Consider the following 25661-nt stretch of genomic DNA (forward strand, 5'->3'; position numbering starts at 1 on the left):
ATTAACGCAGGGCCTTCATCTCACCGGCGATGATTTCGGCCAATGGGCCCAGAATCACCTGCAGGTTCTGCTCACCGAGCTTGACCACACCGGCCGCGCCCAGGGCTTTGAGCTTGCGCTCGTCAACGATGCTGCGGTCTTTCAGGGTCAGACGCAGACGGGTGATGCAGGCATCGATGGTCACCAGGTTCTCTTGACCGCCCAACACTTCCAGATACTGGCGTGCCAGTTCGGTACGGTCGGTGGTCTGGGCAGCAGCCGGAGCAGCAGCTTCATCATCTTCACGACCCGGAGTTTTCAGACCCAGTTTGGCAATGACAGCGCGGAATACCACGTAGTAGAGACCGAAGAACACCAGACCTTGCGGGATCAGCATGTACCAGTTGGTCGCCAGCGGGTTGCGGCTGGAGAGCACCATATCCACCAGACCGGCACTGAAACCGAAGCCGGCCATCCAGTGCATGGAAGCAGCGATGAACACGGAAACACCGGTCAGGAAAGCGTGAATGACGTACAGCACCGGTGCCACGAACATGAAGGAGAACTCGAGCGGCTCGGTCACCCCGGTGAAGAAGGAGGCAAAGGCGGCTGCGATCATGATGGATGCAACCTTGTCCTTGTTCTCTTTCTTGGCGGAGTGGTAGATGGCCAGTGCGGCACCCGGCAGACCGAACATCATGATCGGGAAGAAGCCAGCCTGGTACATGCCTACCACGCCTTTCACCTGATCCAGGCTCTTGCCTGCAGCCAGAGCGGCATCGATGGTAGCCTGACCACCCAGGAAGTTCGGGATGTCGTTGATGCCGGCCACGTTGAACCAGAACACGGAGTTCAGGGCGTGGTGCAGACCAATCGGGATCAGCAGGCGGTTGAAGAAGGCGTAGATACCGGCGCCGGTGGAGCCCAGGCTGACGATGGATTCACCAAAGCTCACCAGACCACCGTAAATGACCGGCCAAACGGCCATCAGGATGAAGGAGACGACGATCATCACCACGGAGGTTACGATCGGCACCAGACGGCGGCCGGAGAAGAAAGCCAGTGCCTTGTGCAGTTCCACGCTGCTGAAGCGGTTGTAGAGCTCGGCGGCGATGACACCACACAGGATACCGACGAACTGGTTGTTGATCTTGGCAAAGGCTGCCGGAACCTGCTCTACAGGGATGCCTTTAATCATCGCCACAGAACCAGGGCTCAGCAGAGTGGTCACCACCAGGAAACCGACCAGACCGGCCAGCGCGGCAGAACCGTCTTTGTCTTTGGACATACCATAGGCAACACCGACCGCAAACAGCGTGGACATGTTGTCGATCAGTGCTGAACCCGCCTTGATCAGGAAGGCGGCCAGCGCGCTGTCACCACCCCAACCATTCGGGTCAATCCAGTAGCCAACCCCCATCAGGATCGCGGCGGCAGGCAGTACCGCTACCGGCACCATCAGGGCACGGCCGATCTTTTGCAAATAACCGAGAATGTTCACGGTTCCTCTCCTTAGTTAATGTTTCTCTAGAAATTAAGTGCTTATCACGTTTGACGCATAAGCCATCAAGGCTTGATTGGCAGTCTAGGGCTTTTATTTCGCTGCGCAAATTAATAAACCTGTAATCGTGATCATTATCACCCAAACGAGATAAAGGTGGCGGATAGATGTGGCTTAGTTCGCAATCTTTATTTACGCTATAAAACAACTTGAATCCGTCCCAGTCTATTTGCCGCCGACATCCCGGCAGCAACCCGTACAGAGGTATCTACAATGCGCCTGATCCCGTTGAAATCTGCCAGCCAAGTGGGCCTGTGGTCTGCCCGTTACATCGTTGACCGTATCAATGGGTTCAAACCCACTGCCGAGCGCCCCTTCGTACTGGGCCTGCCCACTGGCGGCACCCCGCTCAACACTTACAAGCGCCTGATTGAACTGCATAAAGCTGGTGAAGTGAGCTTCCAGAACGTGGTCACCTTCAACATGGACGAGTACGTCGGCCTGCCGGAAGATCACCCGGAGAGCTACCACAGCTTCATGCACAACAACTTCTTCAGCCACATCGACATTCGCCCCGAGAACATCAACATCCTCAACGGCAACGCCCCGGATCTGGTGGCCGAGTGCAAGCGCTATGAAGACAAAATCAAGTCCTACGGCAAGATCCACCTGTTCATGGGCGGTGTCGGCAACGACGGGCACATCGCGTTCAACGAACCGGCTTCATCCCTCTCCTCCCGCACCCGGGTCAAGACCCTGACCGAAGACACCCGCATCGCCAACTCCCGCTTCTTTGGCGGCGACATGGAGCAGGTGCCCAAGCTGGCGCTGACCGTGGGTGTCGGCACCCTGATGGATGCGGAAGAGATCATGATCCTGGTGACCGGTCACGGCAAGGCCCAGGCCCTGCAGGCCGCGGTGGAAGGCAGCGTCAACCACATGTGGACCATCTCCACCCTGCAGCTGCATCCGAAGGGAATGATGGTGTGTGACGAACCCTCCACCATGGAGCTCAAGGTCAAGACGGTGCGTTACTTCCAGCAGCTCGAAGCCGCCAATATCGGCCGTCTGTAAGGAGTCACCATGTACGCATTGACCAACTGCACCCTCTACACCGGCAGCTGCGTGCTGACCGGTTACGGGGTAGTCATCGAGGGCGACAAGATTGTCGCCATCTCCCGCCTGGCCGAACTGCCGGCCGGCATCGAACGCATTGATCTCAAGGGTGCCAACCTGAGCGCCGGTTTCATCGACGTGCAGCTCAACGGCTGTGGCGGCGTCATGTTCAACGGCCACATCACCACCCAGACCCTGGCGACCATGCAGGCCGCCAACCTGAAATCCGGTACCACCAGCTTCCTGCCGACCCTGATCACCAGTCCGGACGCAGACATGAAGCAGGCCGTCGCCGTCACCCGCGACTACATGGCTGCGCACCCCAACGAAGTACTGGGCGTCCATCTGGAAGGGCCCTACACCAACCTCAAGCGCAAGGGGATCCACCCGGCCGAGCAGATCCGCCAGCCCGCCGACGAGATGATCGACTTCTTCTGCGCCAACGCGGATGCCATCGCCAAGATCACCCTGGCGCCGGAGCGCAACAAGCCGGAGCACATCCGCCGGCTGGTGGAGGCCGGTATTCTGGTCTCCGCGGGCCATACCGCCGCCAACTACGATCAGGCCATGACCGGGTTCGACAACGGCATCCGCTTTGCCACCCACCTCTACAACGCCATGACTCCGACCGTGAACGGTCGCGAGCCGGGCGTGGTCGGTGCCATCTACGATCGCAAGGATGTCTATGCCGGCGTCATCGTCGACGGCCATCACGTGCACTGGGCCAACGTGCGCCTTGCGCACAAGATGCTGGGAGAGCGACTGGTGCTGGTCACCGACGCGACCGCACCGGCAGGGGCACCGGAAGGCTTTGAGAAGTTTGATTTTTGTGGCGCAACCGTCTATTTCCGCGATGGTCAGTGCGTCGACGAGAATGGTACACTCGGCGGCTCTGCCCTCACCATGATTGAGGGGGTGGAGAATCTGGTCAAACAGGTCGGATTACCGCTCGATGAAGCACTGAGAATGGCCACCCTTTACCCTGCTCGCGCCATTGGATGGGACTCACGTCTCGGTAGTATCCAGGTCGGAAAAATAGCCAACCTGACTGTCTTTGATCAGGCCTTCACGGTCTGCGGGACCGTGGTTAACGGACACTACACAACACAGTGACACTATGACTGGCGGACAAATAGCAAACGTAGATCTTATCAAGCAGGTCAACAGTGCAGCCGTGTATCGGCTCATCGACCTGCAGGGGCCCATCTCGCGGGTCAAAATTGCCGAGTTGAGTCAGCTGGCCCCGGCCAGCGTGACCAAGATAACCCGGCAACTGATCGAGCATGGCCTGATCAAGGAGACCTCGCCGCAAGCCTCCACCGGCGGACGGCGCGCCATCTCCCTGACCACCATCAAGCATCGCTTCCAGTTTGTGTCCGCCAAGCTCGGCCGCGGCTACCTGCAGCTCGCCCTGTATGACCTCGACGGTAAGGAGCTCGATCAACACATCACCCAGGTGACCGAGATCGAGCAACAGCCGGTGGTCGACATGCTGCTGCGGGAGATCGGTGCCTTCATCGACTCCCAGCAGGATCGCAGCCGCAACCTCATCAGCATCGCGCTGACCATGCCGGGTCTGGTCAATCCGGAATCCGGCATGGTCATCTACACCCCCAAGTACCAGATCCGCAATCTGGCGCTGGCCAAGCTGCTGGAAAACCACTTCAACCTGCCCTGCTACGTGGGCAACGACACCCGCTCGCTGGCACTGGCCGAACACTTCTTCGGCGAGTCCCGCGACTGCATGGACTCCATCCTGGTGAGCGTCCATCAGGGGGCGGGTTCTGGCATCATCACCAAGGGCAAGGTGTTTCTCGGCCAGAACCGCAACGTCGGCGAGATCGGCCACATCCAGGTCGAACCGCTCGGCAAGCGCTGCCACTGCGGCAACTTCGGCTGCCTGGAGACCATCGCCTCCAACGAGGCCATTGTCGACAAGGTGAAGGAGCTCATCAGCCGCGGCCACCTGAGCTCGCTGCAAGAGAAGCACATCACCATCCAGGAGGTGTGCAAGGCGGCCATGGCCGGTGACGAGCTGGCCCGCAGCGTGATCGAGAACGTGGGTGAGCATCTGGGACGGGCGGTGGCCATCACGGTCAACCTGTTCAACCCGCAGAAGGTGCTGATCGCGGGCGAAATCACCGCCGCCGAAGAGATCCTGTTCCCGGCCATCCGCCGCTGCGTGGAGCACCAGTCGCTGCCAAGCTTCCATCGCGGCCTGCCCATCGTGAAGGCACGCTTCCAGAATCAGCCCACCGTCGGCGGTTTCGCGCTGGTGAAGCGGGCCCTGCTGGAAGGGGACCTGCTGCAGATCATCATGGAGCAGAAGTAAGGCCGAGGCCTTGCGAAACAACAACGGCAGCCACTGGCTGCCGTTTTTTATTGGTCACTTTCGCCGGGTTAGCCCGCCCGACACGGTTTGAACAGATCCAGCGCTCCATCATACACCTGGGTCTGCACATCCATGATGCCGAGCATGGAGTGGAACAGATTGTCGTGGGAGAAGCGCTTGCTGGCCGCTTCCTGCTGCAGACAGGTCATATCCAGCTGGCGATCGGCCTGCAACTGGGGTGAGAACCAGGTCATCAGCGGTACCCGGGTCTGATCATCCGGCGCAAACTTGTAGGGGGTGCCGTGCAGGTAGAGCCCCATGGCCCCGAGGGATTCGCCGTGATCCGACAGATAGACCAGCCCCACGTTGTAATCCTGCTCCAGCGTCTTGAGCTTGTCGATGAGGCGGGCCACCACCTTGTCGGTGTAACGGATGGTGTTGTCATAGGTGTTGACCAGCTCTTCATTGGTGCAGTTTTCGATGTCGCTGCGCGGGCAGTCCGGCACGAAGGTCCGCTCACTGGCGGGATAGCGGCGATAGTAGGTCGGACCGTGGCTGCCCATCAGGTGGAAGGCCACCAGCTTGTTGCCCTTCATCTGCGCGATCTGCCGATCCAGCCCCTCCAGCATCACCTCGTCGTAGCAGGAACCCTTCTGGCAGTACTGGGGAAAATCCTTGGCCTCGATCTCGATGGTGGGCACGTTCTTGCACACTCCCTTGCAACCGCCGTCGTTCTCCTTCCAGAGCACGGAGACCCCAGCATGCTGCAGCACATCCAGCATGCCGTCGCGGGACTGGGCCAGGGTGTCGTCATAGCCGCGCCGTGTCAGGTTGGAGAACATGCAGGGCACCGAAACCGCAGTGGCGGTGCCGCAGGAGCGCACGTTGCGAAACGAGACCATGCCCGACTCCCGCGCGGTGAAGCTGTTGGTGGCCTTGCCGTAACCGTTGAGGGAGTAGTTCTGGCTGCGCGCCGTCTCCCCCACCACCAGGAACATCAGGGTCGGCTTGCCGCCCTGCCCCACCACCCTGGCATCGGTGCCCAACGGCTGATACGGGATCGGGGTGGCAAACAGAATGTCGGTGGCGTAACGATAGAGGCCGTGCACATAGTTGGCGGGCACTATCTCCTTGCCGAGGGACTTGTTGTTGCGCCCGACCGAGGCGTAATCCTGGTAATAGAGCGCCGCCACTCCCACCAGAAACAGCAGGGACAGGGCGATGGAGCCAAGCCGCAGGCCCAGCCCCTTATACCAGGGACGGGGATACTCTATCTTCACCCACAGCAGAACCAGCGCAGGCAGCAGGCCGGTCAGCACGAACCAGAGCAGGATGGAGGCATTGAAGTAAGAGGTCGCCTCCCCCGTGTTGGTTTCGACGATGTTCTGCACCATGCTCACGTCGAAGATGACGCCGTACTTGAGCATGGCGTAGCTGACCACGGATCCCATCAGGATCAGCAGCACGAAGAAGGGCTTGAGCAGATAGCGAAAGGTAAAAGGCAGGAACACCGCGTTGAGCGCGGCCAGCAGCACGAAGGGGATCGAGAGGGCGAAGCCCGTCTTGACGTGTTCCAGCTTGGTGAGAATGGTGTAAAAGTGCAGGAAAATGGGCCAGTTGAATACCAGTGCAAACAACAGCACCAGCAACAGATTCACCTTCATCACACCCAGGGTGATGCGCATAACGATACTCCGACAAACCAGGCAGGACAGGGGCCACACAGGGCACCTCTTGTTGCAGTCTCGCTTGCCGATCCCTCCTCCCGAGGTGATGGCGGCAAGGGGCAGCGAGGCCCGGACACGGCAGGCAGCTTAAAAAGCCAAACTTAAGGGAAAATTAAGGCGGGCAATGCCATGGCCGGCACGGCCTTCAGGCGTCAGGTCCTCACAAGAAAAACGGCAGCCGAGGCTGCCGTTTTAGCGGGGGCGAGCAGAGCGTCGCCACCTGAGTGTTCACGAACCGGGTTACAGGGTCGCGGCGACTTCGTCGGAGATGGAGCCGTTGTGGTACACCTCCTGCACGTCGTCCAGATCTTCCAGCATGTCGATGAGGCGCATCAGCTTGGGCGCGGTCTCGGCATCCAGCTCGGCTTCGGTGGACGGGATCATGGTCACTTCGGCGCTCTGGGGCTTGAAGCCGGCGGCTTCCAGACCATCGAGCACGGTGCCGAAATCGTTCGGGGTGGTATACACCTCGATGGAGCCATCCTCTTCGGTCACCACATCGTCGGCACCAGCTTCCAGGGCGGCATCCATCAGGGCATCTTCATCGACGCCCACGAAGGTCAGCAGCCCTTTCTTGCTGAACAGATAGGCAACAGAGCCATCGGTGCCCAGGTTGCCACCGCACTTGCTGAAGGCGTGACGCACTTCGGCAACGGTACGGTTGCGGTTGTCGGTCAGGCACTCCACCATGACGGCAGAGCCGGCCGGGCCGTAACCTTCGTATACGATGGTCTCGAGCTGTTCGCCATCGCCACCGCCGGCGCCACGCTGGATGGCACGGTTGATGGTGTCGCGGGTCATGTTGCCGGTCAGGGCAGCCGCCACCGCCGCACGCAGGCGCGGGTTGTTGGCAGGATCGGCATCACCCAGACGTGCGGAGGTGGTGATTTCGCGGATCAGCTTGGTGAAGATCTTGCCGCGCTTGGCGTCTTGCGCCGCTTTGCGGTGTTTGATGTTGGCCCATTTACTGTGACCTGCCATAGGGACTCTCCGTTATTTTTGAATTTCAGTAACACTGGTCATGACTAATGCAAGGGAAAGGCCGCATTGCTGCGGCCTTTGCTGCCGGTAACGGCTTATTCATCACCCTTGACGGTGGTCGCAATCGCCAGCTCGCCCAGTTGGGCGGCGTTGGCAAAGCTGGGGGCGTCTGTCATCAGACAGGCGGCCGCCGTGGTTTTCGGGAAGGCAATCACGTCCCGGATGTTTTCAGTACCGGTCAGCAGCATGCTCAGACGGTCCAGGCCGAAGGCCAGGCCGGCGTGCGGCGGGGTACCGTACTTCAGGGCATCCAGCAGGAAGCCGAACTTCAGGCGCTGCTCGGCCGGGGTAATACCCAGGATGTCGAACACGGTGGCCTGCATCTCGCTGTTGTGGATACGGACAGAACCGCCACCCACTTCGTAGCCGTTGATCACCATGTCGTAAGCGTTGGCGTAAGCGCCTACCGGGTTGGCTTTCAGCTGCTCCGGGCTCAGGCCGCTCGGCGCGGTGAACGGGTGGTGCATGGCAGCCAGACCGCCTTCGCCATCCTCTTCGAACATCGGGAAGTCGATGACCCACAGCGGCCTCCAGCTGTTCTCCAGCAGACCCAGATCACGGCCCACTTTCAGACGCAGGGCGCCCATGGCATCGCACACTACTTTCTTGGAGTCGGCACCGAAGAAGATGATGTCGCCGTCGGCTGCGCCGGTGCGGGCCAGGATCTCGCGCACGATGGCGTCGGAGAGGAACTTGGCCACCGGGGACTGCACCCCTTCGATACCGTTGGCGGCTTCGTTGACCTTCATCCAGGCCAGGCCCTTGGCACCGTAGATGCCGACAAACTTGGTGTACTCGTCGATCTGCTTGCGAGAGAGCTCGGCGCCGCCCGGGACTTTCAGGGCAGCCACGCGGCCTTTCGGATCGTTGGCGGGGCCGGCGAACACGGCGAACTCGACCGCGGTCAGCAGGTCAGCCACATCGACCAGCTCCATCGGCAGACGCAGGTCCGGCTTGTCGGAGCCGTAGCGACGCATGGCTTCGTCGAAGGTCATGATCGGGAAGTCGCCCAGATCCACGTTCAGGATGTGCAGCCACAGTTTGCGGATCATCTCTTCCATGATTTCACGCACCTGCGGCGCGGTCATGAAGGAGGTTTCCACGTCGATCTGGGTGAATTCCGGCTGGCGGTCGGCACGCAGGTCTTCGTCGCGGAAGCACTTGACGATCTGGTAGTAGCGGTCGAAGCCGGACATCATCAGCAGCTGCTTGAACAGCTGCGGGGATTGCGGCAGGGCGTAGAACTTGCCCTTGTGCACGCGGCTCGGCACCAGATAGTCGCGGGCCCCTTCCGGGGTGGCCTTGGTCAGCATCGGGGTCTCGATGTCGAGGAAGCCGTGCTCGTCCATGAAGCGGCGCACGAAGGCACTGGCCTTGGCGCGGGTCTTCAGGTACTTGGCCATCTCGGGGCGACGCAGGTCCAGGTAGCGATACTTGAGGCTCACCTCTTCGCTGTTGACCTGGTTGAAGTCCAGCGGCAGCGGCTCGGCACGGTTGATGATGGTCAGCTCGTGGGCAAACACCTCGATGGCACCGGTGGCCATGTCGCTGTTGCGCTGGGAGTCGGGACGGGTGCGCACCACGCCGGAGACCTGAATGCAGAATTCGCCGCGCAGTTCGGAGGCCAGGGCAAAGGCGTCCGGCTTGTCCGGATCGAAGAACACCTGCACGATCCCTTCCCGGTCGCGCATGTCGATAAAGATGAGGCCGCCCAGATCGCGACGACGATGGACCCAACCGCACAATGTAATGGTCTGCCCTGCATGGGCCTCATTGACCTGTCCGCAATAGATAGAGCGCATGGACTTCTTCCTTCGAATTTGTAGAGAGACGGTTAACCTGGGTCGCCGGGCACGACTGGCAAGCACCGTCTGTCTCACAGCTGGCCAGATCCTGTTCTTGCCCGGTTTGAAATCTGTCTCGTACCGTCCGACCGCCGGGATCGGACACCTGCCGCCGATATCGGCTCGACCAGAGGCGGCTGGCAAGCGGCCGGGGTGTCGGGCGGAGGGCATCGGCAAGCGATTGTTGTTTGGCCGCATCATGGCCGCTGCCGTCGTCACAATATGCGTACAGCGGCGTGAGTCACAACAAATTGGCAAACAAAAGGGCTGGCATTATAGAGGAAAACCCCCATTTGGGTAAAATGGCCAGCAGCCTCCTTTGCCCTGTTTTTTACATCCCAGGGCAAAAAAGGGGGGTAAAACGAGATAAACCCGCAGACAGGATCCCTCATGAGCCTCTTTTTGGGCCTGCCACAATGGTCGCACCCGGCCTGGCCAGGTCACTTGCTGGGCGTGGGCGCCAAGCCCGCCGAGCACCTCGCCCACTATGCCCGGGTATTCAACACGGTGGAAGGCAATACCACCTTCTACGCCTCGCCGACCCCCGACACGGTCCGGCGCTGGGCCGATGCGGTGCCTGCCCACTTTCGTTTCAGCTTCAAGTTTCCGCAAGCCATCAGCCACCAGAGCGATCTGGTGAGCGCCGACAAACAAGTGAGCGACTTCATCCGCCTGCTAGAGCCCTTGCACGACAAGCTGGGACTGCTCAAGCTGCAGCTGCCCGCTCGCTTCGGCCCACAGGGACTGCCCCGTCTGGCGGCCTTTTTCGAACGGCTGCCGCCGGCGTTTCGCTATGCCCTCGAGGTGCGCCACCCCGATTTCTTCGCCAAGGGCGAGGCGGAGCGGCAGTTGAACCGGCTGCTGATGGAGAAGGGCATCAACCGCATCATGCTCGACAGCCGGCCGCTGTTCTCGGTGCCAGCCACCACGCCAGCCATGATCGATGCCCAGGGCAAGAAGCCGAGGCTGCCGGTGCACCTGCTGGCCACCGCCAATGCCCCCGTGGTGCGGCTCATCGGCCTGCCGGATCCGGCCGCCAACCACCCCTTCCTGCCAGGCTGGCTCCCCCACTGGCGCCAGTGGCTGGCGGAGGGAAAAGATCTCTACCTCTTTATACATACGGCCGACAACGCCCAGTCGCCCGAGCTGGCCCGTCAGGTTGCCCGCCTGCTGGGGGAAGAGATGGCCCCCTGGCCGGGGGAAAACGATCGCGCGCAGCAGGGCGTGCTGCCCTTTTAGTCAGCCGCCTCACCCCGTCTTCCCCGCCGCGAAAAAAAGCCGTTTTTTTGTGGCTGGACGGGGCTTGGCGTCAAGACAAACGCCGACCTTTCCTCTACACTAGCGCCCCAAGTAAGGACCCGGACCGCCAGCCCAGCACAATCCGATGCAGGCTGGTATCCGGCGCCATAAACAGGGCCCTGACGCCAGTGCGCTGCAACTCGTTGCCGCAGATGGTGCCGCCCTCAGAAAGGACCAGGATGATGGTCCATTGCGAACGGAACCGGCCCGATGGATCTCAAGGCCCGCCACCCCGTTCGTGAACCGGTGACGACCCGGCCCGGACCGGTGTCACCCAACGATTCAATTGAACAAAACAGTCGGTTCGCGCACCGGCTGTCAGGTTGCGCCAGCATGCATACCAAAGATCAGATTTTTGCCGCCCCTATCGCTCGATTGGGGGATTTTTGCTTTGACGAACAGGTCGTCGATGTCTTCCCCGACATGATCCAGCGCTCGGTGCCGGGTTACAGCAACATCATCTCCGCCATCGGCATGATGGCCGCCCGTTACGCCCAGCCACAAAGCCGGCTCTACGACCTCGGCTGTTCGCTCGGCGCCGCCACCCAGGCGATGCGTCGCCACGTCACCCAGCCCGGCTGCCACATCACGGCGGTGGATCTCTCCCACCCCATGATCGAGCGTGCCCGCGCCCACCTCTCAGGCTTCAAGTCCGAGGTGCCGGTGGAGCTGGTGGAGGCGGACATCTGCGACATCGCCATCGAGAACGCCTCCGTGGTGGTGCTCAACTTCACCCTGCAGTTCGTCGAGCCCGAAAAGCGGGCCGCCCTGATCCAGCGCATCTTTGATGGGCTGCGCCCGGGCGGGATCCTGATCCTGAGCGAAAAATTCCGCTTCGAAGATGCACCGGTCAACGAGCTGCTCATCGACCTGCACCTCGACTTCAAGCGCGCCAACGGTTACAGCGAGCTGGAGATCAGCCAGAAGCGCACCGCTCTTGAGAACGTGATGCGCACCGACAGCCTGCCGGTGCATCAGGCCCGCCTGCGAGACGCCGGCTTCGCCCATCAGGATCTCTGGTTCCAGTGCTTCAACTTCGGCTCCATGATTGCCATCAAATCGAGCGAGCCTGCTCAGCCATGATCGACTTTGCCAACTTCTACCAGCTGATCGCCAAGAATCGGCTGAGCCACTGGCTGCATACCCTGCCCGCCCAGTTGCACGCCTGGCAGCACGACAACCAGCACGGCGATCTGCCGCGCTGGAACCGCGCCCTCAACAAGCTGCCGCAGGTGGCCCCCGGCCACATCGAGCTGCACAGCCGGGTCGAAATCGGCTCGGCCGAGAGCCTTGGCGAAGGGGAGCGCAAGAAGGTGGAGAGCCTGCTGCGCCACTTCATGCCCTGGCGCAAGGGGCCGTTCACGGTACACGGCATCCACATCGACACCGAATGGCGCTCCGACTGGAAGTGGGATCGGGTACTGCCCCACATCAGCCCGCTTGCCGGTCGCTACGTGCTGGACGTGGGCTGCGGCAGCGGCTACCACCTCTGGCGCATGGTGGGCGAAGGAGCTCGGCTTGCGGTCGGCATCGATCCGAGCCCGCTGTTCCTCTGCCAGTTCGAGGCCATCCGCCACTTCGCCGGCAACGACCAGCGCGCCCACCTGCTGCCGCTCGGCATTCAGGAGCTGCCGGAGCTGCGGGCGTTCGACACCGTCTTCTCCATGGGGGTGCTCTATCACCGCAAGTCCCCCGTCGAGCACATTGAACAGCTGCGCAACCAGTTGAAAGACGATGGCGAGCTGGTGCTGGAGACGCTGGTGATCGACGGCGGCGTCAACGACGTGCTGGTGCCCACCGATCGCTACGGCAAGATGCGCAACGTCTGGTTCATCCCCTCCAGCGCGGCCCTCAAGCTGTGGGTCGAGCGCTGCGGATTTACCGATGTGCGGATTGTCGACGAGAATATGACCAGCACCGACGAACAGCGTCGTACCGACTGGATGATTAATGAATCCCTGAGTGATTATCTGGATCCAACCAATCCTGCACTCACGGTAGAAGGACACCCGGCACCGAAACGTGCCGTACTGATTGCCAGAAAGGCCAAAGACTAGCCGATGGCGGCTGTGGAAGTTACACTGACCCAATTCCAGGAAGCACAGTTAAATGAATGACATGAAAAGCAAATTAAAAGGAATGACCCTGCTCTCCCTGCTCAGTCTCGGCGGGTGTGTCAGTATGGAGAAAGCGCCCCCGGTACCTACCTTGACGCTGGCCGAGCTTCGCAACGAGATCAATCTGAGCGAGCAGCGCCTGCAAACATCCATGGAACAGCAACAGAAGCAGTATGTGCAGCAACAGCACCTGCTGGTTCAGCTCAACACTGATGTCAACAACATGAAAGAGTCCGTGAACAAAGTCGGCAGCAAGCTCGAATCCCTGCCGCCCGAGCCACCCAAGCCCATGGCGATCCCGACCGAGAAGTGCCAGGCCCCGAGCCAGGGTCACACCGTCGACGGCAAGCTGCTGGTCGGCGAGGCGGAGTGGATCTGGGTTGACGCGGCCAACGACGCCTTCCAGGCGCGGGTCGATACCGGTGCCACCACCTCCTCCATCAGCGCCCAGGACATCACCATCTTCGAGCGCAACGGCAAGAACTGGGTGCGCTTCTTCCTGAGCCATCAGGAGATGGACGACAAGATCCAGATTGAAGCGCCGCTGGTGCGCCACGTGCGGGTGCGTCAGGCCTCCGCCGACGACCTCGACCGCCGTCCGGTGGTGCGCCTCGCGGTACGCATCGGCGACATGACCGAGAAGGCCGAATTTACCCTGAAGGACCGCAGCGACATGGCCTTCCCCGTGCTGCTCGGCCGTGAGTTTTTGAAAGACATCGCCGTGGTTGATGTGGCCCGCGAATATATCCAACCCAAACCCAAGCTCAAGGATGTGAAATAATCCATGGTTTCCCGTAAGCCGTTCTATTTGCTGGTAGCCCTGCTGTACATTGTCGGCCTGGGGATGACGTTCTATCACCACATCGCGCTGGATGTACCGCTCACGCCGGGTGAAAAACGCCAGATCTGGTCCATCGAAGCCAAGCTGGAGTTCGAGGCCACCGGCGAGCCGGTGATCGCCTCCCTGGCCATTCCGGGCACCCAGCCCGGTTTCACCCTGATGAACGAGAACGCCGCGAGCCCGGGCTACGGCCTCTCCTTCGTCGAGAAGGATGGCGATGCCCGCGCCGAGTGGTCCATTCGCAGCGCTTCCGGTCGTCAGGAGCTCTACTACCGCGTCGACATGATGGCCGATGCCCATGCCAAACCGGCCGCCAACCCGCTGCCGCCGGCCATCGAGAAGCAGATCGAGAGCGAGCCCTACGCCACCGCCATGAAGCAGATCCTGGAACGTGCCCAGGAGCGCTCCGCCGACGGCTACACCCTGACCCGCGAGATCATCAAGGAGATCGAGAAGCAGGAGCAGAACGCCGAGCTGTTGAAGAAGCACAAGAGCCGCGCCAACCTGATCGCCGAACTGCTCAACAACGCCGACGTGCCGACCCGGGTCGTGCACGCGCTGAGCCTGGAAGATGGCCGCCGTCGTCAGGAGCTGGTGGATTACCTGCAGGTGTTCAACAGCCCGACCGACTACAAGCTGTTCAACCCGCAGACCGGTGAACAGGGCCGCCCTGCCAACCTGTTGCTATGGGAATACAACTCCGGCGCCCTGCTGGACGTGACCGGTGGTCACAACTCCCGCGTCAGTTTCTCGATGATCGAGCAGGAACAGCCGGTCAGCGTGGCGCTGGCCCAGAAGTTTGAAAAATCGGAGATGATGAACTTCTCCATCCACAGCCTGCCGCTGGAAGAGCAGACCCTGTTCAAGGGCTTGCTGCTGATCCCCATCGGCGTGCTGATGGTGGTGTTCCTGCGGGTACTGGTGGGGATCAAGACCTCGGGTACCTTCATGCCGGTGCTGATCGCGGTCGCCTTCATCCAGACCTCGCTGGTCACCGGTCTCATCGGTTTCCTGCTGATCGTCGGCACCGGTCTGGTGATCCGCTCCTACCTGTCGCGGCTCAACCTGCTGCTGGTCGCCCGAATATCGGCCATCATCATCATGGTGATCTCGATGATCGGCATCTTCTCCGCGTTTGCCTTCAAGCTGGGGCTGACCGACGGCATGAAGATCACCTTCTTCCCGATGATCATCCTCTCCTGGACCATCGAGCGGATGTCCATCCTGTGGGAAGAAGAGGGTCCGAAAGAGGTGTTCCGCCAGGGTGGCGGCTCCCTGCTGGTGGCCGTCATCGCCTATCTGGCCATGGATAACGAACTGATCCGTCACCTCACCTTCAACTTCCTCGGCCTGCAGCTGGTGCTGATGGCAACCGTGCTGTTGATGGGTAACTACACCGGCTACAAGCTGAGCGAACTCAAGCGCTTCAAGCCGCTGGTGGACGAGATCAAATCGGGTGCCACTCCGGGTAAGGACAAGTAACAGATGTGGTTCTGGGAAAAGTACACCACCCCGTGGAGCCTGTCCCAATCAGGCATCCTCGGCATGAACAAGCGCAACCACTCCTACATCAGCCGCTACAATCCGCGCAGCCTCTATCCGCTGGTGGATGACAAGCTGCAGACCAAGCGCATTGCGCTGGATGCCGGCGTCACGGTACCGGAACTGATCGGCACCATTCGTGCCCAGCACGACGTGAGCCGCATCACCGAGCTGGTGAAGGATTGGCCGGGCTTCTGCATCAAGCCGGCACGCGGCTCCGGCGGCAAGGGGATCCTGGTGATCCTGCGCCAGGAAGAGGGCCTGTTCTACAAGCCCAATGGCAGCGCCTCCAACGGGCAGGATCTGGAGCGTCATGTCTCCAACATCCTGGCCGGGCTCTATTCGCTGGGCGGCAAGCCCGACGTGGCGCTGGTTGAAGGCCTCATCAACTTTGATGACGTGTTCGACGGCTACTCGTTCGAAGGGGTCCCCGATGCCCGGGTGATCATCTTCAAGGGCTTCCCGGTGATGGCCATGATGCGCCTCTCCACCGCCGCGTCCGACGGCAAGGCGAACCTGCACCAGGGCGCCGTGGGGGTGGGTCTGTGCCTGCGTACCGGCCGTGCGCTGCGGGCGGTGCAATTCGGCAATCCGCTGCGCCACCACCCGGACACCGGCCTCGATCTCTATGAGCTCAAGGTGCCCCACTGGGACACCCTGCTGACCCTGGCGGCCTCCTGCTACGAGATGTCGGGCCTGGGCTACATCGGCACCGACATGGTGCTGGACAAGTTCCGCGGCCCCATGCTGCTGGAGCTCAACGCCCGCCCGGGCCTCGCCATCCAGATCGCCAACGGCCGCGGTCTGGTCCCCAATCTCAAGACCATCGAGAAGCTGGGCCAGGTGAAGATGAACGTGGAGCAGCGGGTCAACTTCGCCAAGGATCACTTCGGTATCTTTGACGAGTAGTCCGGACACCCATGACAAAAGCGCGCCAAAGGGCGCGCTTTTTTATGCCTGCCGTTTATCGGCAATCTGCCGGCAACCACAATCCTGCTGAGCATGGGTTTCTGGACAAGGGTTGCTGGACACCGTTGCGAAACGAGAGGCCGAATAACGGCCATAAAAAAACCGATGCCTGGGCATCGGTTTTTCACTATCTGGTTTGCTGACCCGATTACAGGGAAGCAGCGTTCTCGGACAGGTACTTGGCAACGCCGTCCGGAGAGGCGGTCATGCCTTTTTTGCCTTTTTCCCACTGAGCCGGGCACACTTCGCCGTGCTCTTCGTGGAACTGCAGGGCGTCGACCATGCGCAGCATCTCGTCGATGTTGCGGCCCAGCGGCAGATCGTTGACAACCTGGTGACGAACGACACCGTTCTTGTCGATCAGGAAGGAGCCACGGAATGCAACACCGGCTTCCGGGTGCTCGACGTCATAGGCTTTGCAGATCTCGTGCTTGATGTCGGCAACCAGCGGGTACTTGATCGGGCCGATGCCGCCGTCTTCGATCTTGGTGTTGCGCCAGGCGTTGTGGGAGAACTCGGAGTCGATGGAGACACCGATCACTTCCACGCCACGCTTGTTGAACTCTTCCAGACGGTGATCGAAGGCAATCAGCTCGGACGGGCAGACGAAGGTGAAATCGAGCGGATAGAAGAACAGGACGGCTGCCTTGCCCTTGATGTGGGATGCCAGGTTGAAGGAGTCAACGATCTGGCCATTGCCCAGAACGGCAGCAGCGGTGAAATCGGGTGCGGGACGGCCTACCAATACCATATTCAATTCCTCTTTATGTGAAGTGAACAATCCTGTCAGGATCAGGCTACCTAGAGCCAAGTCCGTCTAATTAAAGCGACAAACTATAGCCCCGATGGTAGATTAGTTAAATCAAATTAAATAGATAGCATTAATCGGGTTTTCCTATGCAACGTTGGCCCAGCCTGAAACAGCTGCAATATCTGGTTGCTCTCGACGAGCACAAGAACTTCAACCGCGCCGCCAAGGCCTGTCATGTCAGCCAGTCGACCCTGAGTACCGGGATCCAGACGCTGGAGGACATGATGAACCTGCAACTGGTGGAACGGGACCACAAGAGCTTCATTATGACCCCGGTCGGCATGGAAATCGTCGAGCGAGCTCGCAATTTGCTCTCCGATGCGCGGGATCTGATGGAACTCGGTCAGCATCAAGGGGGGGTCATGCACGGCACGGTACGCCTGGGCTGCATTCCCACCATCGCCCCTTTCCTGCTCAGCAAGCTGCTGCAGGTGTGCGGCAAGACCTATCCTGAGCTGGAATTGTTGCTGCGTGAAGACACCACCACCAACCTGCTCAAGCAGCTGGAGCAGGGTCAGCTCGACCTGCTGATCCTGGCGCTGCCGGTGGAGATCGGCGGCTTTCACTGCAAGACGGTCGGCCAGGATCCCTTCCACATGGTGATGCCCGCCAGCATGGCGGCCAGCCTGCACACTCCGTTCGACTACAAGGAGCTGCCCAACCAGAGCATCTTCCTGCTGGAGCGGGAGCACTGCCTCACCGAACACGCGGTGAGTGCCTGCCGGCTGCGGGACAAGAGCAAGATCAACCCGTTTGCCGCCACCAGCCTGCACACCCTGGTGCAGATGGTCGGCGCCGGGCTCGGCACAACCTTCCTGCCGCAGATGGCCATCGATGCCGGCATCCTCGACAACACGGATCTGGTGGCCATTCCACTGCCGGGAGAGCACCCCTATCGCGAGATCGGGCTGGTGTGGCGCCCCAGCACCACCCGGGTGCAGACCTTCTACAAGCTGGCGGAGCTGCTCGCCCCGCTCATCGAGAACAAGGCCTGATCCGCCCCTCATAAAAAACGCCGGCACTTGCCGGCGTTGTTGTGTTGGGCGCAAGACCCTGCTCTGTCAGTGACTGGCCGGTGGCCCGAAGATGCGGGTGTAGGAGGTCAGGGTCCGTACGCTCACATTCTGCGGGTTGCCGTTCTCGTCGTAGAGCCCCAGCGCCCCGCTCTGCTTGTCATGACCCAGCAGCTGATGGGCACTCAGGTTGCTGAGCGCATCGCTGTCCGCCTTCCACTCCCAGCGCTGACCCAGGCTCAGGCTGCAGCTCTGCAGCTGGCCGAGGTTGTTGCCGTCCAGGCAGCGGCGGGTATCCTGCGCGCTGACATAGCGGCCGTACTGGTCATAGATGAAGGACTGGGCGGCCGAGGTCTCGTCACAGGTCACCGCGCTCAGACCATGGTTGGCATCCGCGCTCAGGCAGCGGTTGTCAAAGCCCCCCAGCTGCAGGTTGACCGGGCGACCGCCGGTAAACACCGGGTGGTTCCAGTCCACCTTGAAGCTGGTGGACGCCGTCACCCGTCTGCGCTTGTCGGTATCTTCAAAGCCCTGGAAGGAGACATGGGCCCCCACCACGTAGTAGTGCTTGTAGATGCCGGTGTAGATGGGGCGGATGTTGACCGAGGAGTCGATCTTGAACTCGGTGCTGCCCGTCTCGTCCGGTGCCGCCTTGTAGATGACGTCCAGATTCGGCACGAACCCCTTGTAGCTGAGCGGCTGGATACGGTTGTGATCCACATCGTAGCCCATGCCCCAGACGGTGGCCGTCTTGGAGGAGAGCAGGGACTCCGCGGTCGCGTACTGATCGCGCACCCAGCTGAAACTCACCTTCTGGGCGCTCGGCGCCGAGCGTTCGACCCGGTAATCCTGGGTGTTGTAGGCGAGCTGGCGCTGCTGGCTGAACTTGGCCGACGCCTCCAGCTTGGCCTTGGGCCCATCCTTGTTCACCTCCACCCCGCCGGTGACCCCCACCTCGAAGCCCGAGATCTCGCGATGCTCGTACTTGCTGTTGAGGTTGGTCGGTAGGCTCTTGAGCACCGCCGCCTTGGTGTTGGACGCCTCGATGCTGAAGCGGTAATCCTGGGCGATGGCATCGGTGGCATAGTCGCGAGCCCAGCCATCCAGCAGCAGGTAGTCCGCGATGTTCTCGCTCCAGCTCAGATCCTCGTTGAGCTGGATGCCAGCACCGGCCGACTCTTCGTCCAGCGAGATCCGCACTATCTTGGCATCCGGCGTGGCGGAGCCGGTGTTGCCAAATTGCAGGGAGCGCTCCAGGTTGACTCGGTAGACCAGCGAGATGTTCGGAGAATCGCAGAACAGCCGGTCGCCCCGGCTCCAGGTACGCGAGCGCGGGAAGGTGCACTCGGCATCGCTGATCTTGCGGTTGACGTTGAGGTAGAAGGCCACGTGAGGCAGGCCGGCCTCGGCGGCGGGCGGCTGGGTCAGCGAGCGCTTGTGGCGCTTGCCCTGCCCTTCTAGGCTCTCGACCCGCTCCATCACCTGATAGAAGGCCGGGTCATCGACGCCCCCCAGCGGGGTGAACAGCAGCTCCCCCTTGTAGCCTGACACCAGCACCCAGTCTGCATCAAAAGAGATGCCGGCCAGCTGCTCCATGGCTTTTCTGGCCTGCTGCCGCTCATTCTTGTCGGTGACGGCGCTGAAATCGATGAACAGACGCTCGCCCCGTTCCAGCACCCGCTCGCGCAGCTGATCCCGGGTCATGAGCGGCGTCGCCCCCTGCCCCTTCAGCCAGACGTCGGCATTGAGGTAAATCAGACCCTGTTCGGATTGCAGGCTGGCCAGCATGGCGGTGCCCTGGTCGGTACGTTCGCCAATATCTTCGGCTTGCACGCTGCCTGCCAACAAGGCCAGCGCGAGCAGACTGAGAGTGGGGGCTTGCGTGATGAATTTGCGTGGTTTTTTGTTTTTCATTGTTATCTCCTTGTCGAATCACGCCAAGCTATTTAAACAATGAACGAATACGGCATAACCATATTATTCACGGTTATATTTCGGGGCGTTATTCTGCTTGCCTGTCATGACATTCATTATTCTCGCCGTGAATTAACAGCGTGGCAGCGAATGCATTTATTGTTGACAGAACAAGGATCGCGATGCGATCTAAGGTGGATGATTCGGCATGCACCGAGGCTATTACACGGGAGTCGCGCTCTGATGGCAATCTTCCCTCAAGGTCGCCTGACTGCGCCTTGCATCTCGCACTGTGCCCGTTGGCTTGGCAGTAGCGCCCATCGGCCTGAACGATGGTGTGACAGCCTGATGCCGCAGGCCTCCTGGTGCGAGGGAACACTCACTGCTATGGACCGGATATCATAGGATGGCCCTCCTCTGTCTGGTGATATTGTCAGCCGACGCCAGTCATTGGCCGAATATTATTATGTGAACCAGTTGCGGGAATATACCCAGAGATATCTTGTGGTGCTGCCATCATATTGGCGGTAAAAATGGCGGGGTCCCTTGCCATTTATTTGATGGCGCCATCATAACGAATTAACCCTGAGACAGAAAGTGACACAGATCACGGGGCGGCGTCAATAAGGTTAATTATCATTTCATGACAGGGCTGATTGGAATAACTACTTTAATATTGAAATACTCATTCAAGATAATCGCCAAATATTATTCAAATGAATACAAACAATATTATAACTCTCTGCATTTGCGCCTCTTTTGAGGTAGCCAGAGGCTGTTTCTTGCAAGCAAGGCTATGTTCGAGCCCCGAACCCCGTTTATGATGAAGACGTTGTCGTCTCGAAGGAGCCCCCATGGATTGCAAATGGCTGCTACCCCTGCTGGCCCTGTTGCTGGCCGCCTGTTCCAGCACACCCGAGCCTGCCCCGCCGCGCCAGCAGAGCAGCGCCTTTGAAGGCTTCTATCAGCAGTGGCGCGGCGTGCCCTATCGCATGGGCGGCTCGGATCGGGCCGGCCTCGACTGCTCCGCCTTTACCCAGCTCGCCTACCAGCAGGTGATGGGTTTCAATTTGCCCAGAACCACCGAATCCCAGGCCAACCTGGGCCGCCCGGTCGATCGCTACCGGCTGCAGCACGGCGATCTGGTTTTCTTCAAGACCGGCTGGCAGCAATACCACGTCGGCGTCTACACCGGCGGCGGGGAGTTCATCCACGCCTCCACCAGCAAGGGGGTGATCCGCTCGCGCCTCGACAACGTCTACTGGAACAGCCGCTACTGGCAGGCGCGCCGCCTCACCCAGTGACCACCATAAAACAACAGGGCCCGCGACGGGCCCTGTTGTTGATTCAACGGATGGCTCAGTGTTTGCGATGCCAGCGCGGCGAGGTGGCCCGCTCACCCCAGGGGGTCACGCAGGGCAACAGCGCCCCTTCGATCACCTTGTCGCTGCCGGCCAGGGCCTCGGCAATCTTCTCGTGCAGCACCCGCAGCAGGCGCCCCTCCTGTTCGGCCAGGGAGTGACCCGCGGCAAAAAACTCGCGCTGATGCTGCAGCGCCAGCTTCTGGGCAAATTCATAGGTGTTGAAGCAATCCGGCATCCGCTCGACCACATCTTCCAGGCGGGCCAACAAGCTGTTCAGTTCCCTGGTCATAACACTCTCTCCTTGTCGGTTGATAGCCAAAAACTACCCCTTATTAGATAATTCACCAACCCCAAATCCACGAAAGTGTGGAGGCCAGCACAGTCGCCGGGTGAGTCATCCGCGCCCCATCCTAAGTCAACGGACAAAACTTTACAGCCAGTTAACAAGACGCTAGATTTAGACCGACCAATCAGTCGGTCCCTAACCAGCGGGGTATGCCATGGAAGCGATGCAGTTGCAGGAGGCCACCGACAAGCTGTCGCTCCCGGCCAGACTGGCCAGACTCAGAGACGCCTGTCAGCAACATCCCATGCCGAGCCTGAGCGAGCGCAGAGCCCACCTCAGCCAGCTCAAACGCGCCCTGATCGCCCACAAGCAGCCGCTGTGCGATGCCCTGGCCAAAGACTATGGCCAGCGCAGCGACTACGACAGCATGATTGCCGACATCCTCCCCTGCGTCATGCAGATCAACTACACCCAGAAACGGATCAAGCGCTGGATGCGCCCGCACCGCCGCCACACCGGCCTGCTGCTGGCGCCGGCCCGGGTGGAGGTGTTCTATCAGCCGCTCGGGGTGGTCGGCATAATAGTGCCCTGGAACTTCCCGGTGATGCTGAGCCTCGGCCCCCTCATCAGCGCCATCGCCGCCGGCAACCGCGCCATGCTGAAGCTCTCCGAATTCACCCCACACACCAACCGGGTGCTGCGTGAGCTGCTGGACGGCGTCTTCGACGAGCGCGAGGTGATGGTGATTGAAGGTGACGCCCAGGTGGCGGCCGCCTTCAGCGCCCTGCCCTTCGACCATCTGCTGTTTACCGGCTCCACCGCCGTGGGACGGCTGGTGATGGCAGCGGCGGCCCCCCAGCTCACCCCGCTCACCCTGGAGCTCGGTGGCAAGAGCCCCTGCCTCATCGCCCCCGACATGCCGCTGGCGCTGGCGGTGGAGCGGATGATCTTCGGCAAGAGCCTCAACGCCGGCCAGATCTGCGTCGCCCCCGACTATGTGCTGCTGCCACGCGGTCAGGAGCAGGCCTTTGTCGAGGCCTATCGCGATCACTTCACCCGCCTCTATCCCCAGGGGCTGGCCAGCGCGGATTACGGCTCCATCATCAATGGCCGCCAGTATGAGCGGCTCACCGGCTGGCTGGCCGAAGCCGAGCGGGCAGGCGCCCAGATCCACCCCTGTGGCAGCCCGGCCCGGGATGATGGCGCTCACCGCCTGCTGCCCCATCTGCTCACCGAAGTGCCGAGCCACTGCCAGCTGATGCAGCAGGAGATTTTCGGCCCGCTGCTGCCGATCGTGCCCTATGACTCGCTGGACGAGGCGCTCGCCTATATAGCCGCGCGGCCCCGCCCGCTCGCCTTCTACCTGATGAGCCTGGATCCCGCCCTGCAGCAAAAGGTGATCCGGGAGACCCACTCCGGCGGCATGGCCATCAACGACAGCCTGTTCCAGGTGGCGGCCGATGACGTGCCCTTTGGTGGCATCGGTGCCTCCGGCATGGGTCACTACCACGGCCACGAGGGGTTTCTCACCTTCTCCAAGGCCAAGACCGTGCTGAGCCGGGGACGCTTCAGCACCGGCACCATGGTGCACCCTCCCTATCGGCGCTGGCACCAGCGGCTGATGATGGCCCTGTTTTTGCGCTGACGAGACCAGCATGAACACATCCGTGACCGACAAGCGCCGCCAGATCCTGGATGCCGCCCTTGCCCTCTGCGCCGAAGATGGCTTGCAGGGCGCCGCCACCGCCCGCATCGCCAAGGCAGCCGGGGTGGCCAACGGCACCCTGTTTCACCACTTTCCCAGCAAGGAGGTGCTGATCCAGAGCCTCTACCAGGACATCAAGCTGCGCCTTGGCGCCGCCATCACCGAGGCTGACGCCGCCCTGCCCCTTCAGGAGCAGGCGCGCCACTACTGGAGCCAGGCGATGGCCTGGATGCAGGCCCACCCCCACGAGCTCAAGTTCGTGCTGGGCTTCTTTCACTCCCCCCTGCTGGCTCGCCCGCTGCGCAGCCAGATCCTGAGCGACACCCTGCGTTTTCTACCCCGCCTGCTGGCCCAGGGCCAGACCAGCGGCGAATTGATGCAAGCTCCACCGGCCCTGATGCTGGAGGTGTGCCAGGGCCAGTTCCTGGCCTGCGCCTCGCTGTTTGTCGACCAACCTGAACTGGGACGGGACGGCCACTGGCAAGCCAGCGCCTTCGCCCTGTTCTGGTCCGCCATCTCGGGAGTTCACGCCTATGCACAACCGACACCTTGATACTCTGGCGGCGCAGGGTCGCCGCCTCTGGATCAGCTGCCTGCTCTGGATCATCGGCCGCACCCTGTGCCGCGCCGCCCGCATCGACGAGGCGGTGCGCCAGGAGCTCGCCCCCCTGCCGGACGGGCTCACCATCCGGCTGGAGGTGAGCGGCATGGCCCACGGCCTGACCATTCACAAGGCGGCCGGCCGCTGGCAGAGCGGCCCCGCACCCGACACCGGCGGGCTGCATCCGCTGCGGGTGCGCTTCAAGCATCCCGCCATCGCCTTTCGCGCCCTCAGCTTTCGGCTCGGGGTCAATCAGGCGTTCAGCGAGAACCGCCTGCTGGTGGAGGGGGATCTCACCGTCGCCATGCACCTGGTGCGGGCGCTGGAGCAGTTGCAGGCGCTGATCCTGCCGGCCTTCATCGCGCGGCCACTGCTGCGCCACTATCCTGACCCGCGCCACAAGCTGAGCCGGGCCTGCCACATCTACCTGGGTCTGTTGACCGGCTGAACGAGAGGATGAGCACCATGAGTCGCTATTACGATTTTTTCTGTCCGGTCAAACTGATGGCGGGCGAGCAGGCGCTGGAGCAACTGGCCGGCGAGCTGGCGGGATTGGGGGCGCGCAGGCCGCTGCTGCTCACCGATAAAGGGGTCAGCGGCACTGGCCTGGCCACCCTGCTGGCCGGGGTACTGGCCGAAGGGGAGCTGCCGGTGGCCGCCATCTGGGACGAGATCCCGGCCGACTCCTCCACCGCCGTGGTGGAGCGGATTGCGGCCCGTCACCGGGAGCTTGGCTGTGACAGCCTGGTGGCGCTGGGCGGCGGCTCCGTCATTGACACCGCCAAGGCGGTCAACATTCTCGCCTCCATGGGGGGGACGCGGCTGCTGGATTACGCCGGCGCCGGCTGCCTGACCCGGCCGCTGCAACCGCTGGCGGTGGTGCCCACCACGGCGGGCACCGGCTCGGAAGTGACCCTGGTGGCGGTGATCAAGGACGAGGCGAGCGGGCGCAAGGTGCCCTTCACCTCCCCCTTCCTGCTGCCCCAGCTGGCGGTGCTGGATCCGCGCCTCACCCAGGGGCTGCCGCTCAACATCACCGCCGCCACCGCCATGGATGCCATGACCCACACCATCGAGGCCTTCATCGGCAACGCCAAGAACCCGGTCAGCGACGCCCTGGCCCTGATGGCGGTGGAGAAGATCGCCACTGCCCTGCCCCAGGTGCTGAGCAACCCGCAGGACAAGCGACTGCGGCTGCAGCTGGCGGAAGGTTCCACCCTGGCGGGCATGGCCTTCTCCAACTCCATGGTGGGGCTGGTGCACGCCCTCGGCCACAGCCTGGGAGCCCGCTGCCACCTGCCCCACGGCCTGTGCATGAACCTCTTCCTGCCCACCGTGCTCGAATACAACCGGCCGGGCATCGACCCTGAGCTGGCCCGCCTGCTGCTGCCGCTGGTGGGGGCCGAGCGTTTTGCCGCAACCCCGGCCGCCGCGCGGGCCCAGGCCGCCATCGAGGCGCTGCAGGCGCTGCGCGATACCCTGTGGCAGGCGGTGAAGCTGCCGCGCACCCTGCGCGAGGCCGGCGTCACCGACAAGGCGCTACTGCCCGAGATCCGCGATCTCGCCATCAACGACGGCGCCCTGCTCTACAACCGCAAGGATGCCGACCGCACCCAGCTGCTCGGCCTGCTCGAGCTCGCCTGGGAGTAATCAGACAGA

Annotated in this window: 22 protein-coding genes; 15 read left to right on the forward strand and 7 right to left on the reverse strand. The window is 61.6% G+C overall.

What is annotated here, in order from left to right; all coding sequences use genetic code 11:
- Position 1 precedes the first annotated feature (1 nt).
- The gene (nagE, locus tag PG881_RS05735) at positions 2-1480 is read right to left on the reverse strand and encodes an N-acetylglucosamine-specific PTS transporter subunit IIBC (protein ID WP_016350212.1); all 1479 of its coding nucleotides are present in this window, start codon (positions 1478-1480) and stop codon (positions 2-4) included.
- Positions 1481-1753: 273 nt separating this feature from the next.
- Here nagE and nagB point away from each other — a divergent pair, with 273 nt between their 5' ends.
- The 3 genes from nagB to nagC are packed head-to-tail and all read left to right on the forward strand — an operon-like array spanning position 1754 to position 4928.
- Positions 1754-2554, forward strand: a complete 801-nt coding sequence (gene nagB / locus PG881_RS05740; protein ID WP_011705423.1) for a glucosamine-6-phosphate deaminase — start codon at positions 1754-1756, stop codon at positions 2552-2554.
- A 9-nt stretch (positions 2555-2563) separates the two neighbouring features.
- The gene (gene nagA / locus PG881_RS05745; RefSeq protein WP_270798564.1) at positions 2564-3709 is read left to right on the forward strand and encodes an N-acetylglucosamine-6-phosphate deacetylase; all 1146 of its coding nucleotides are present in this window, start codon (positions 2564-2566) and stop codon (positions 3707-3709) included.
- Positions 3710-3713: 4 nt separating this feature from the next.
- Positions 3714-4928 carry a DNA-binding transcriptional regulator NagC gene (gene nagC, locus PG881_RS05750; protein ID WP_016350209.1) on the forward strand — a complete coding sequence of 405 codons (1215 nt, stop codon included), beginning with the start codon at positions 3714-3716 and terminating at the stop codon, positions 4926-4928.
- Positions 4929-4996: 68 nt separating this feature from the next.
- Here the strand turns inward: nagC and PG881_RS05755 are convergent, their stop codons facing one another.
- The 3 genes from PG881_RS05755 to aspS all read right to left on the reverse strand — a co-directional run bounded on the left by PG881_RS05755 (position 4997) and on the right by aspS (position 9498).
- The gene (locus PG881_RS05755) at positions 4997-6613 is read right to left on the reverse strand and encodes a phosphoethanolamine transferase (protein ID WP_270798567.1); all 1617 of its coding nucleotides are present in this window, start codon (positions 6611-6613) and stop codon (positions 4997-4999) included.
- Between the two features lie 282 nt (positions 6614-6895).
- Positions 6896-7636: a YebC/PmpR family DNA-binding transcriptional regulator gene (locus tag PG881_RS05760; protein ID WP_011705419.1), complete on the reverse strand. Its 741-nt coding sequence runs from the start codon at positions 7634-7636 to the stop codon at positions 6896-6898.
- Positions 7637-7731: 95 nt separating this feature from the next.
- Positions 7732-9498 (reverse strand): aspartate--tRNA ligase, encoded by a 1767-nt coding sequence (aspS, locus tag PG881_RS05765; RefSeq protein WP_270798569.1) that lies wholly within the window; start codon positions 9496-9498, stop codon positions 7732-7734.
- 432 nt (positions 9499-9930) lie between these two features.
- Here aspS and PG881_RS05770 point away from each other — a divergent pair, with 432 nt between their 5' ends.
- From PG881_RS05770 to PG881_RS05795, 6 genes are all read left to right on the forward strand, one after another.
- Complete coding sequence (locus PG881_RS05770) at positions 9931-10779, forward strand: DUF72 domain-containing protein (protein WP_270798573.1); 849 nt, start codon at positions 9931-9933, stop codon at positions 10777-10779.
- A 393-nt stretch (positions 10780-11172) separates the two neighbouring features.
- Positions 11173-11922, forward strand: a complete 750-nt coding sequence (cmoA, locus tag PG881_RS05775; protein WP_011705416.1) for a carboxy-S-adenosyl-L-methionine synthase CmoA — start codon at positions 11173-11175, stop codon at positions 11920-11922.
- The gene (cmoB, locus tag PG881_RS05780) at positions 11919-12896 is read left to right on the forward strand and encodes a tRNA 5-methoxyuridine(34)/uridine 5-oxyacetic acid(34) synthase CmoB (RefSeq protein WP_180345341.1); all 978 of its coding nucleotides are present in this window, start codon (positions 11919-11921) and stop codon (positions 12894-12896) included. The genes cmoA and cmoB overlap by 4 nt, the downstream gene beginning before the upstream one ends.
- 52 nt (positions 12897-12948) lie before the next feature.
- Complete coding sequence (locus PG881_RS05785; protein ID WP_039213166.1) at positions 12949-13737, forward strand: ATP-dependent zinc protease family protein; 789 nt, start codon at positions 12949-12951, stop codon at positions 13735-13737.
- A gap of 3 nt (positions 13738-13740) precedes the next feature.
- Positions 13741-15279: an inactive transglutaminase family protein gene (locus PG881_RS05790; RefSeq protein ID WP_011705413.1), complete on the forward strand. Its 1539-nt coding sequence runs from the start codon at positions 13741-13743 to the stop codon at positions 15277-15279.
- 3 nt (positions 15280-15282) lie between these two features.
- The gene (locus PG881_RS05795; RefSeq protein WP_011705412.1) at positions 15283-16248 is read left to right on the forward strand and encodes an alpha-L-glutamate ligase-like protein; all 966 of its coding nucleotides are present in this window, start codon (positions 15283-15285) and stop codon (positions 16246-16248) included.
- 208 nt (positions 16249-16456) lie between these two features.
- Here the strand turns inward: PG881_RS05795 and PG881_RS05800 are convergent, their stop codons facing one another.
- Entirely contained in the window at positions 16457-17059 is a 603-nt protein-coding gene (locus tag PG881_RS05800) for a peroxiredoxin C (RefSeq protein ID WP_270798581.1), read from the reverse strand.
- A gap of 146 nt (positions 17060-17205) precedes the next feature.
- Here PG881_RS05800 and PG881_RS05805 point away from each other — a divergent pair, with 146 nt between their 5' ends.
- Positions 17206-18114: a hydrogen peroxide-inducible genes activator gene (locus PG881_RS05805; protein WP_011705410.1), complete on the forward strand. Its 909-nt coding sequence runs from the start codon at positions 17206-17208 to the stop codon at positions 18112-18114.
- A 66-nt stretch (positions 18115-18180) separates the two neighbouring features.
- Here PG881_RS05805 and ahh1 read toward each other — a convergent pair whose 3' ends face one another.
- Positions 18181-20046, reverse strand: coding sequence for a hemolysin Ahh1 (ahh1, locus tag PG881_RS05810; RefSeq protein ID WP_270798583.1), 1866 nt, complete (start codon positions 20044-20046; stop codon positions 18181-18183).
- Positions 20047-20900: 854 nt separating this feature from the next.
- Here ahh1 and PG881_RS05815 point away from each other — a divergent pair.
- Entirely contained in the window at positions 20901-21350 is a 450-nt protein-coding gene (locus tag PG881_RS05815; protein ID WP_011705408.1) for a C40 family peptidase, read from the forward strand.
- A gap of 55 nt (positions 21351-21405) precedes the next feature.
- Here the strand turns inward: PG881_RS05815 and PG881_RS05820 are convergent, their stop codons facing one another.
- Positions 21406-21699: a hypothetical protein gene (locus PG881_RS05820; protein ID WP_005299095.1), complete on the reverse strand. Its 294-nt coding sequence runs from the start codon at positions 21697-21699 to the stop codon at positions 21406-21408.
- 211 nt (positions 21700-21910) lie between these two features.
- On the opposite strand from PG881_RS05820, the gene PG881_RS05825 reads away from it, so the two are divergent.
- From PG881_RS05825 to PG881_RS05840, 4 genes are read left to right on the forward strand one after another with little or no spacing between them, the layout of a single operon-like run.
- Positions 21911-23341 carry a coniferyl aldehyde dehydrogenase gene (locus PG881_RS05825; protein WP_270798587.1) on the forward strand — a complete coding sequence of 477 codons (1431 nt, stop codon included), beginning with the start codon at positions 21911-21913 and terminating at the stop codon, positions 23339-23341.
- Positions 23342-23351: 10 nt separating this feature from the next.
- Positions 23352-23954, forward strand: a complete 603-nt coding sequence (locus PG881_RS05830) for a TetR/AcrR family transcriptional regulator (RefSeq protein ID WP_270798590.1) — start codon at positions 23352-23354, stop codon at positions 23952-23954.
- The gene (locus PG881_RS05835; RefSeq protein WP_060388943.1) at positions 23935-24450 is read left to right on the forward strand and encodes an SCP2 sterol-binding domain-containing protein; all 516 of its coding nucleotides are present in this window, start codon (positions 23935-23937) and stop codon (positions 24448-24450) included. The genes PG881_RS05830 and PG881_RS05835 overlap by 20 nt, the downstream gene beginning before the upstream one ends.
- Positions 24451-24467: 17 nt before the next feature.
- A complete protein-coding gene (locus PG881_RS05840) occupies positions 24468-25652 on the forward strand; it encodes an iron-containing alcohol dehydrogenase (protein WP_270798596.1) in 1185 nt (394 codons plus the stop codon).
- Positions 25653-25661 lie beyond the last annotated feature (9 nt).

This window comes from Aeromonas sp. QDB54, from assembly GCF_027707385.1.
In the GTDB taxonomy this organism is placed as follows: Bacteria; Pseudomonadota; Gammaproteobacteria; order Enterobacterales; family Aeromonadaceae; genus Aeromonas; species Aeromonas hydrophila.

Coding starts and splice junctions, on each gene's coding strand:
- PG881_RS05825 (WP_270798587.1), top strand. CDS start 21,911: ATGGAAGCGATGCAGTTGCAGGAGGCCACCGACAAGCTGTCGCTCCCG.
- cmoB (WP_180345341.1), top strand. CDS start 11,919: ATGATCGACTTTGCCAACTTCTACCAGCTGATCGCCAAGAATCGGCTG.
- PG881_RS05790 (WP_011705413.1), top strand. CDS start 13,741: ATGGTTTCCCGTAAGCCGTTCTATTTGCTGGTAGCCCTGCTGTACATT.
- nagB (WP_011705423.1), top strand. CDS start 1,754: ATGCGCCTGATCCCGTTGAAATCTGCCAGCCAAGTGGGCCTGTGGTCT.
- PG881_RS05785 (WP_039213166.1), top strand. CDS start 12,949: ATGAATGACATGAAAAGCAAATTAAAAGGAATGACCCTGCTCTCCCTG.
- PG881_RS05830 (WP_270798590.1), top strand. CDS start 23,352: ATGAACACATCCGTGACCGACAAGCGCCGCCAGATCCTGGATGCCGCC.
- PG881_RS05770 (WP_270798573.1), top strand. CDS start 9,931: ATGAGCCTCTTTTTGGGCCTGCCACAATGGTCGCACCCGGCCTGGCCA.
- cmoA (WP_011705416.1), top strand. CDS start 11,173: ATGCATACCAAAGATCAGATTTTTGCCGCCCCTATCGCTCGATTGGGG.
- PG881_RS05800 (WP_270798581.1), bottom strand. CDS start 17,059: ATGGTATTGGTAGGCCGTCCCGCACCCGATTTCACCGCTGCTGCCGTT.
- PG881_RS05805 (WP_011705410.1), top strand. CDS start 17,206: ATGCAACGTTGGCCCAGCCTGAAACAGCTGCAATATCTGGTTGCTCTC.
- PG881_RS05820 (WP_005299095.1), bottom strand. CDS start 21,699: ATGACCAGGGAACTGAACAGCTTGTTGGCCCGCCTGGAAGATGTGGTC.
- PG881_RS05835 (WP_060388943.1), top strand. CDS start 23,935: ATGCACAACCGACACCTTGATACTCTGGCGGCGCAGGGTCGCCGCCTC.
- PG881_RS05795 (WP_011705412.1), top strand. CDS start 15,283: ATGTGGTTCTGGGAAAAGTACACCACCCCGTGGAGCCTGTCCCAATCA.
- PG881_RS05755 (WP_270798567.1), bottom strand. CDS start 6,613: ATGCGCATCACCCTGGGTGTGATGAAGGTGAATCTGTTGCTGGTGCTG.
- ahh1 (WP_270798583.1), bottom strand. CDS start 20,046: ATGAAAAACAAAAAACCACGCAAATTCATCACGCAAGCCCCCACTCTC.
- nagA (WP_270798564.1), top strand. CDS start 2,564: ATGTACGCATTGACCAACTGCACCCTCTACACCGGCAGCTGCGTGCTG.
- nagC (WP_016350209.1), top strand. CDS start 3,714: ATGACTGGCGGACAAATAGCAAACGTAGATCTTATCAAGCAGGTCAAC.
- PG881_RS05815 (WP_011705408.1), top strand. CDS start 20,901: ATGGATTGCAAATGGCTGCTACCCCTGCTGGCCCTGTTGCTGGCCGCC.
- aspS (WP_270798569.1), bottom strand. CDS start 9,498: ATGCGCTCTATCTATTGCGGACAGGTCAATGAGGCCCATGCAGGGCAG.
- PG881_RS05760 (WP_011705419.1), bottom strand. CDS start 7,636: ATGGCAGGTCACAGTAAATGGGCCAACATCAAACACCGCAAAGCGGCG.
- PG881_RS05840 (WP_270798596.1), top strand. CDS start 24,468: ATGAGTCGCTATTACGATTTTTTCTGTCCGGTCAAACTGATGGCGGGC.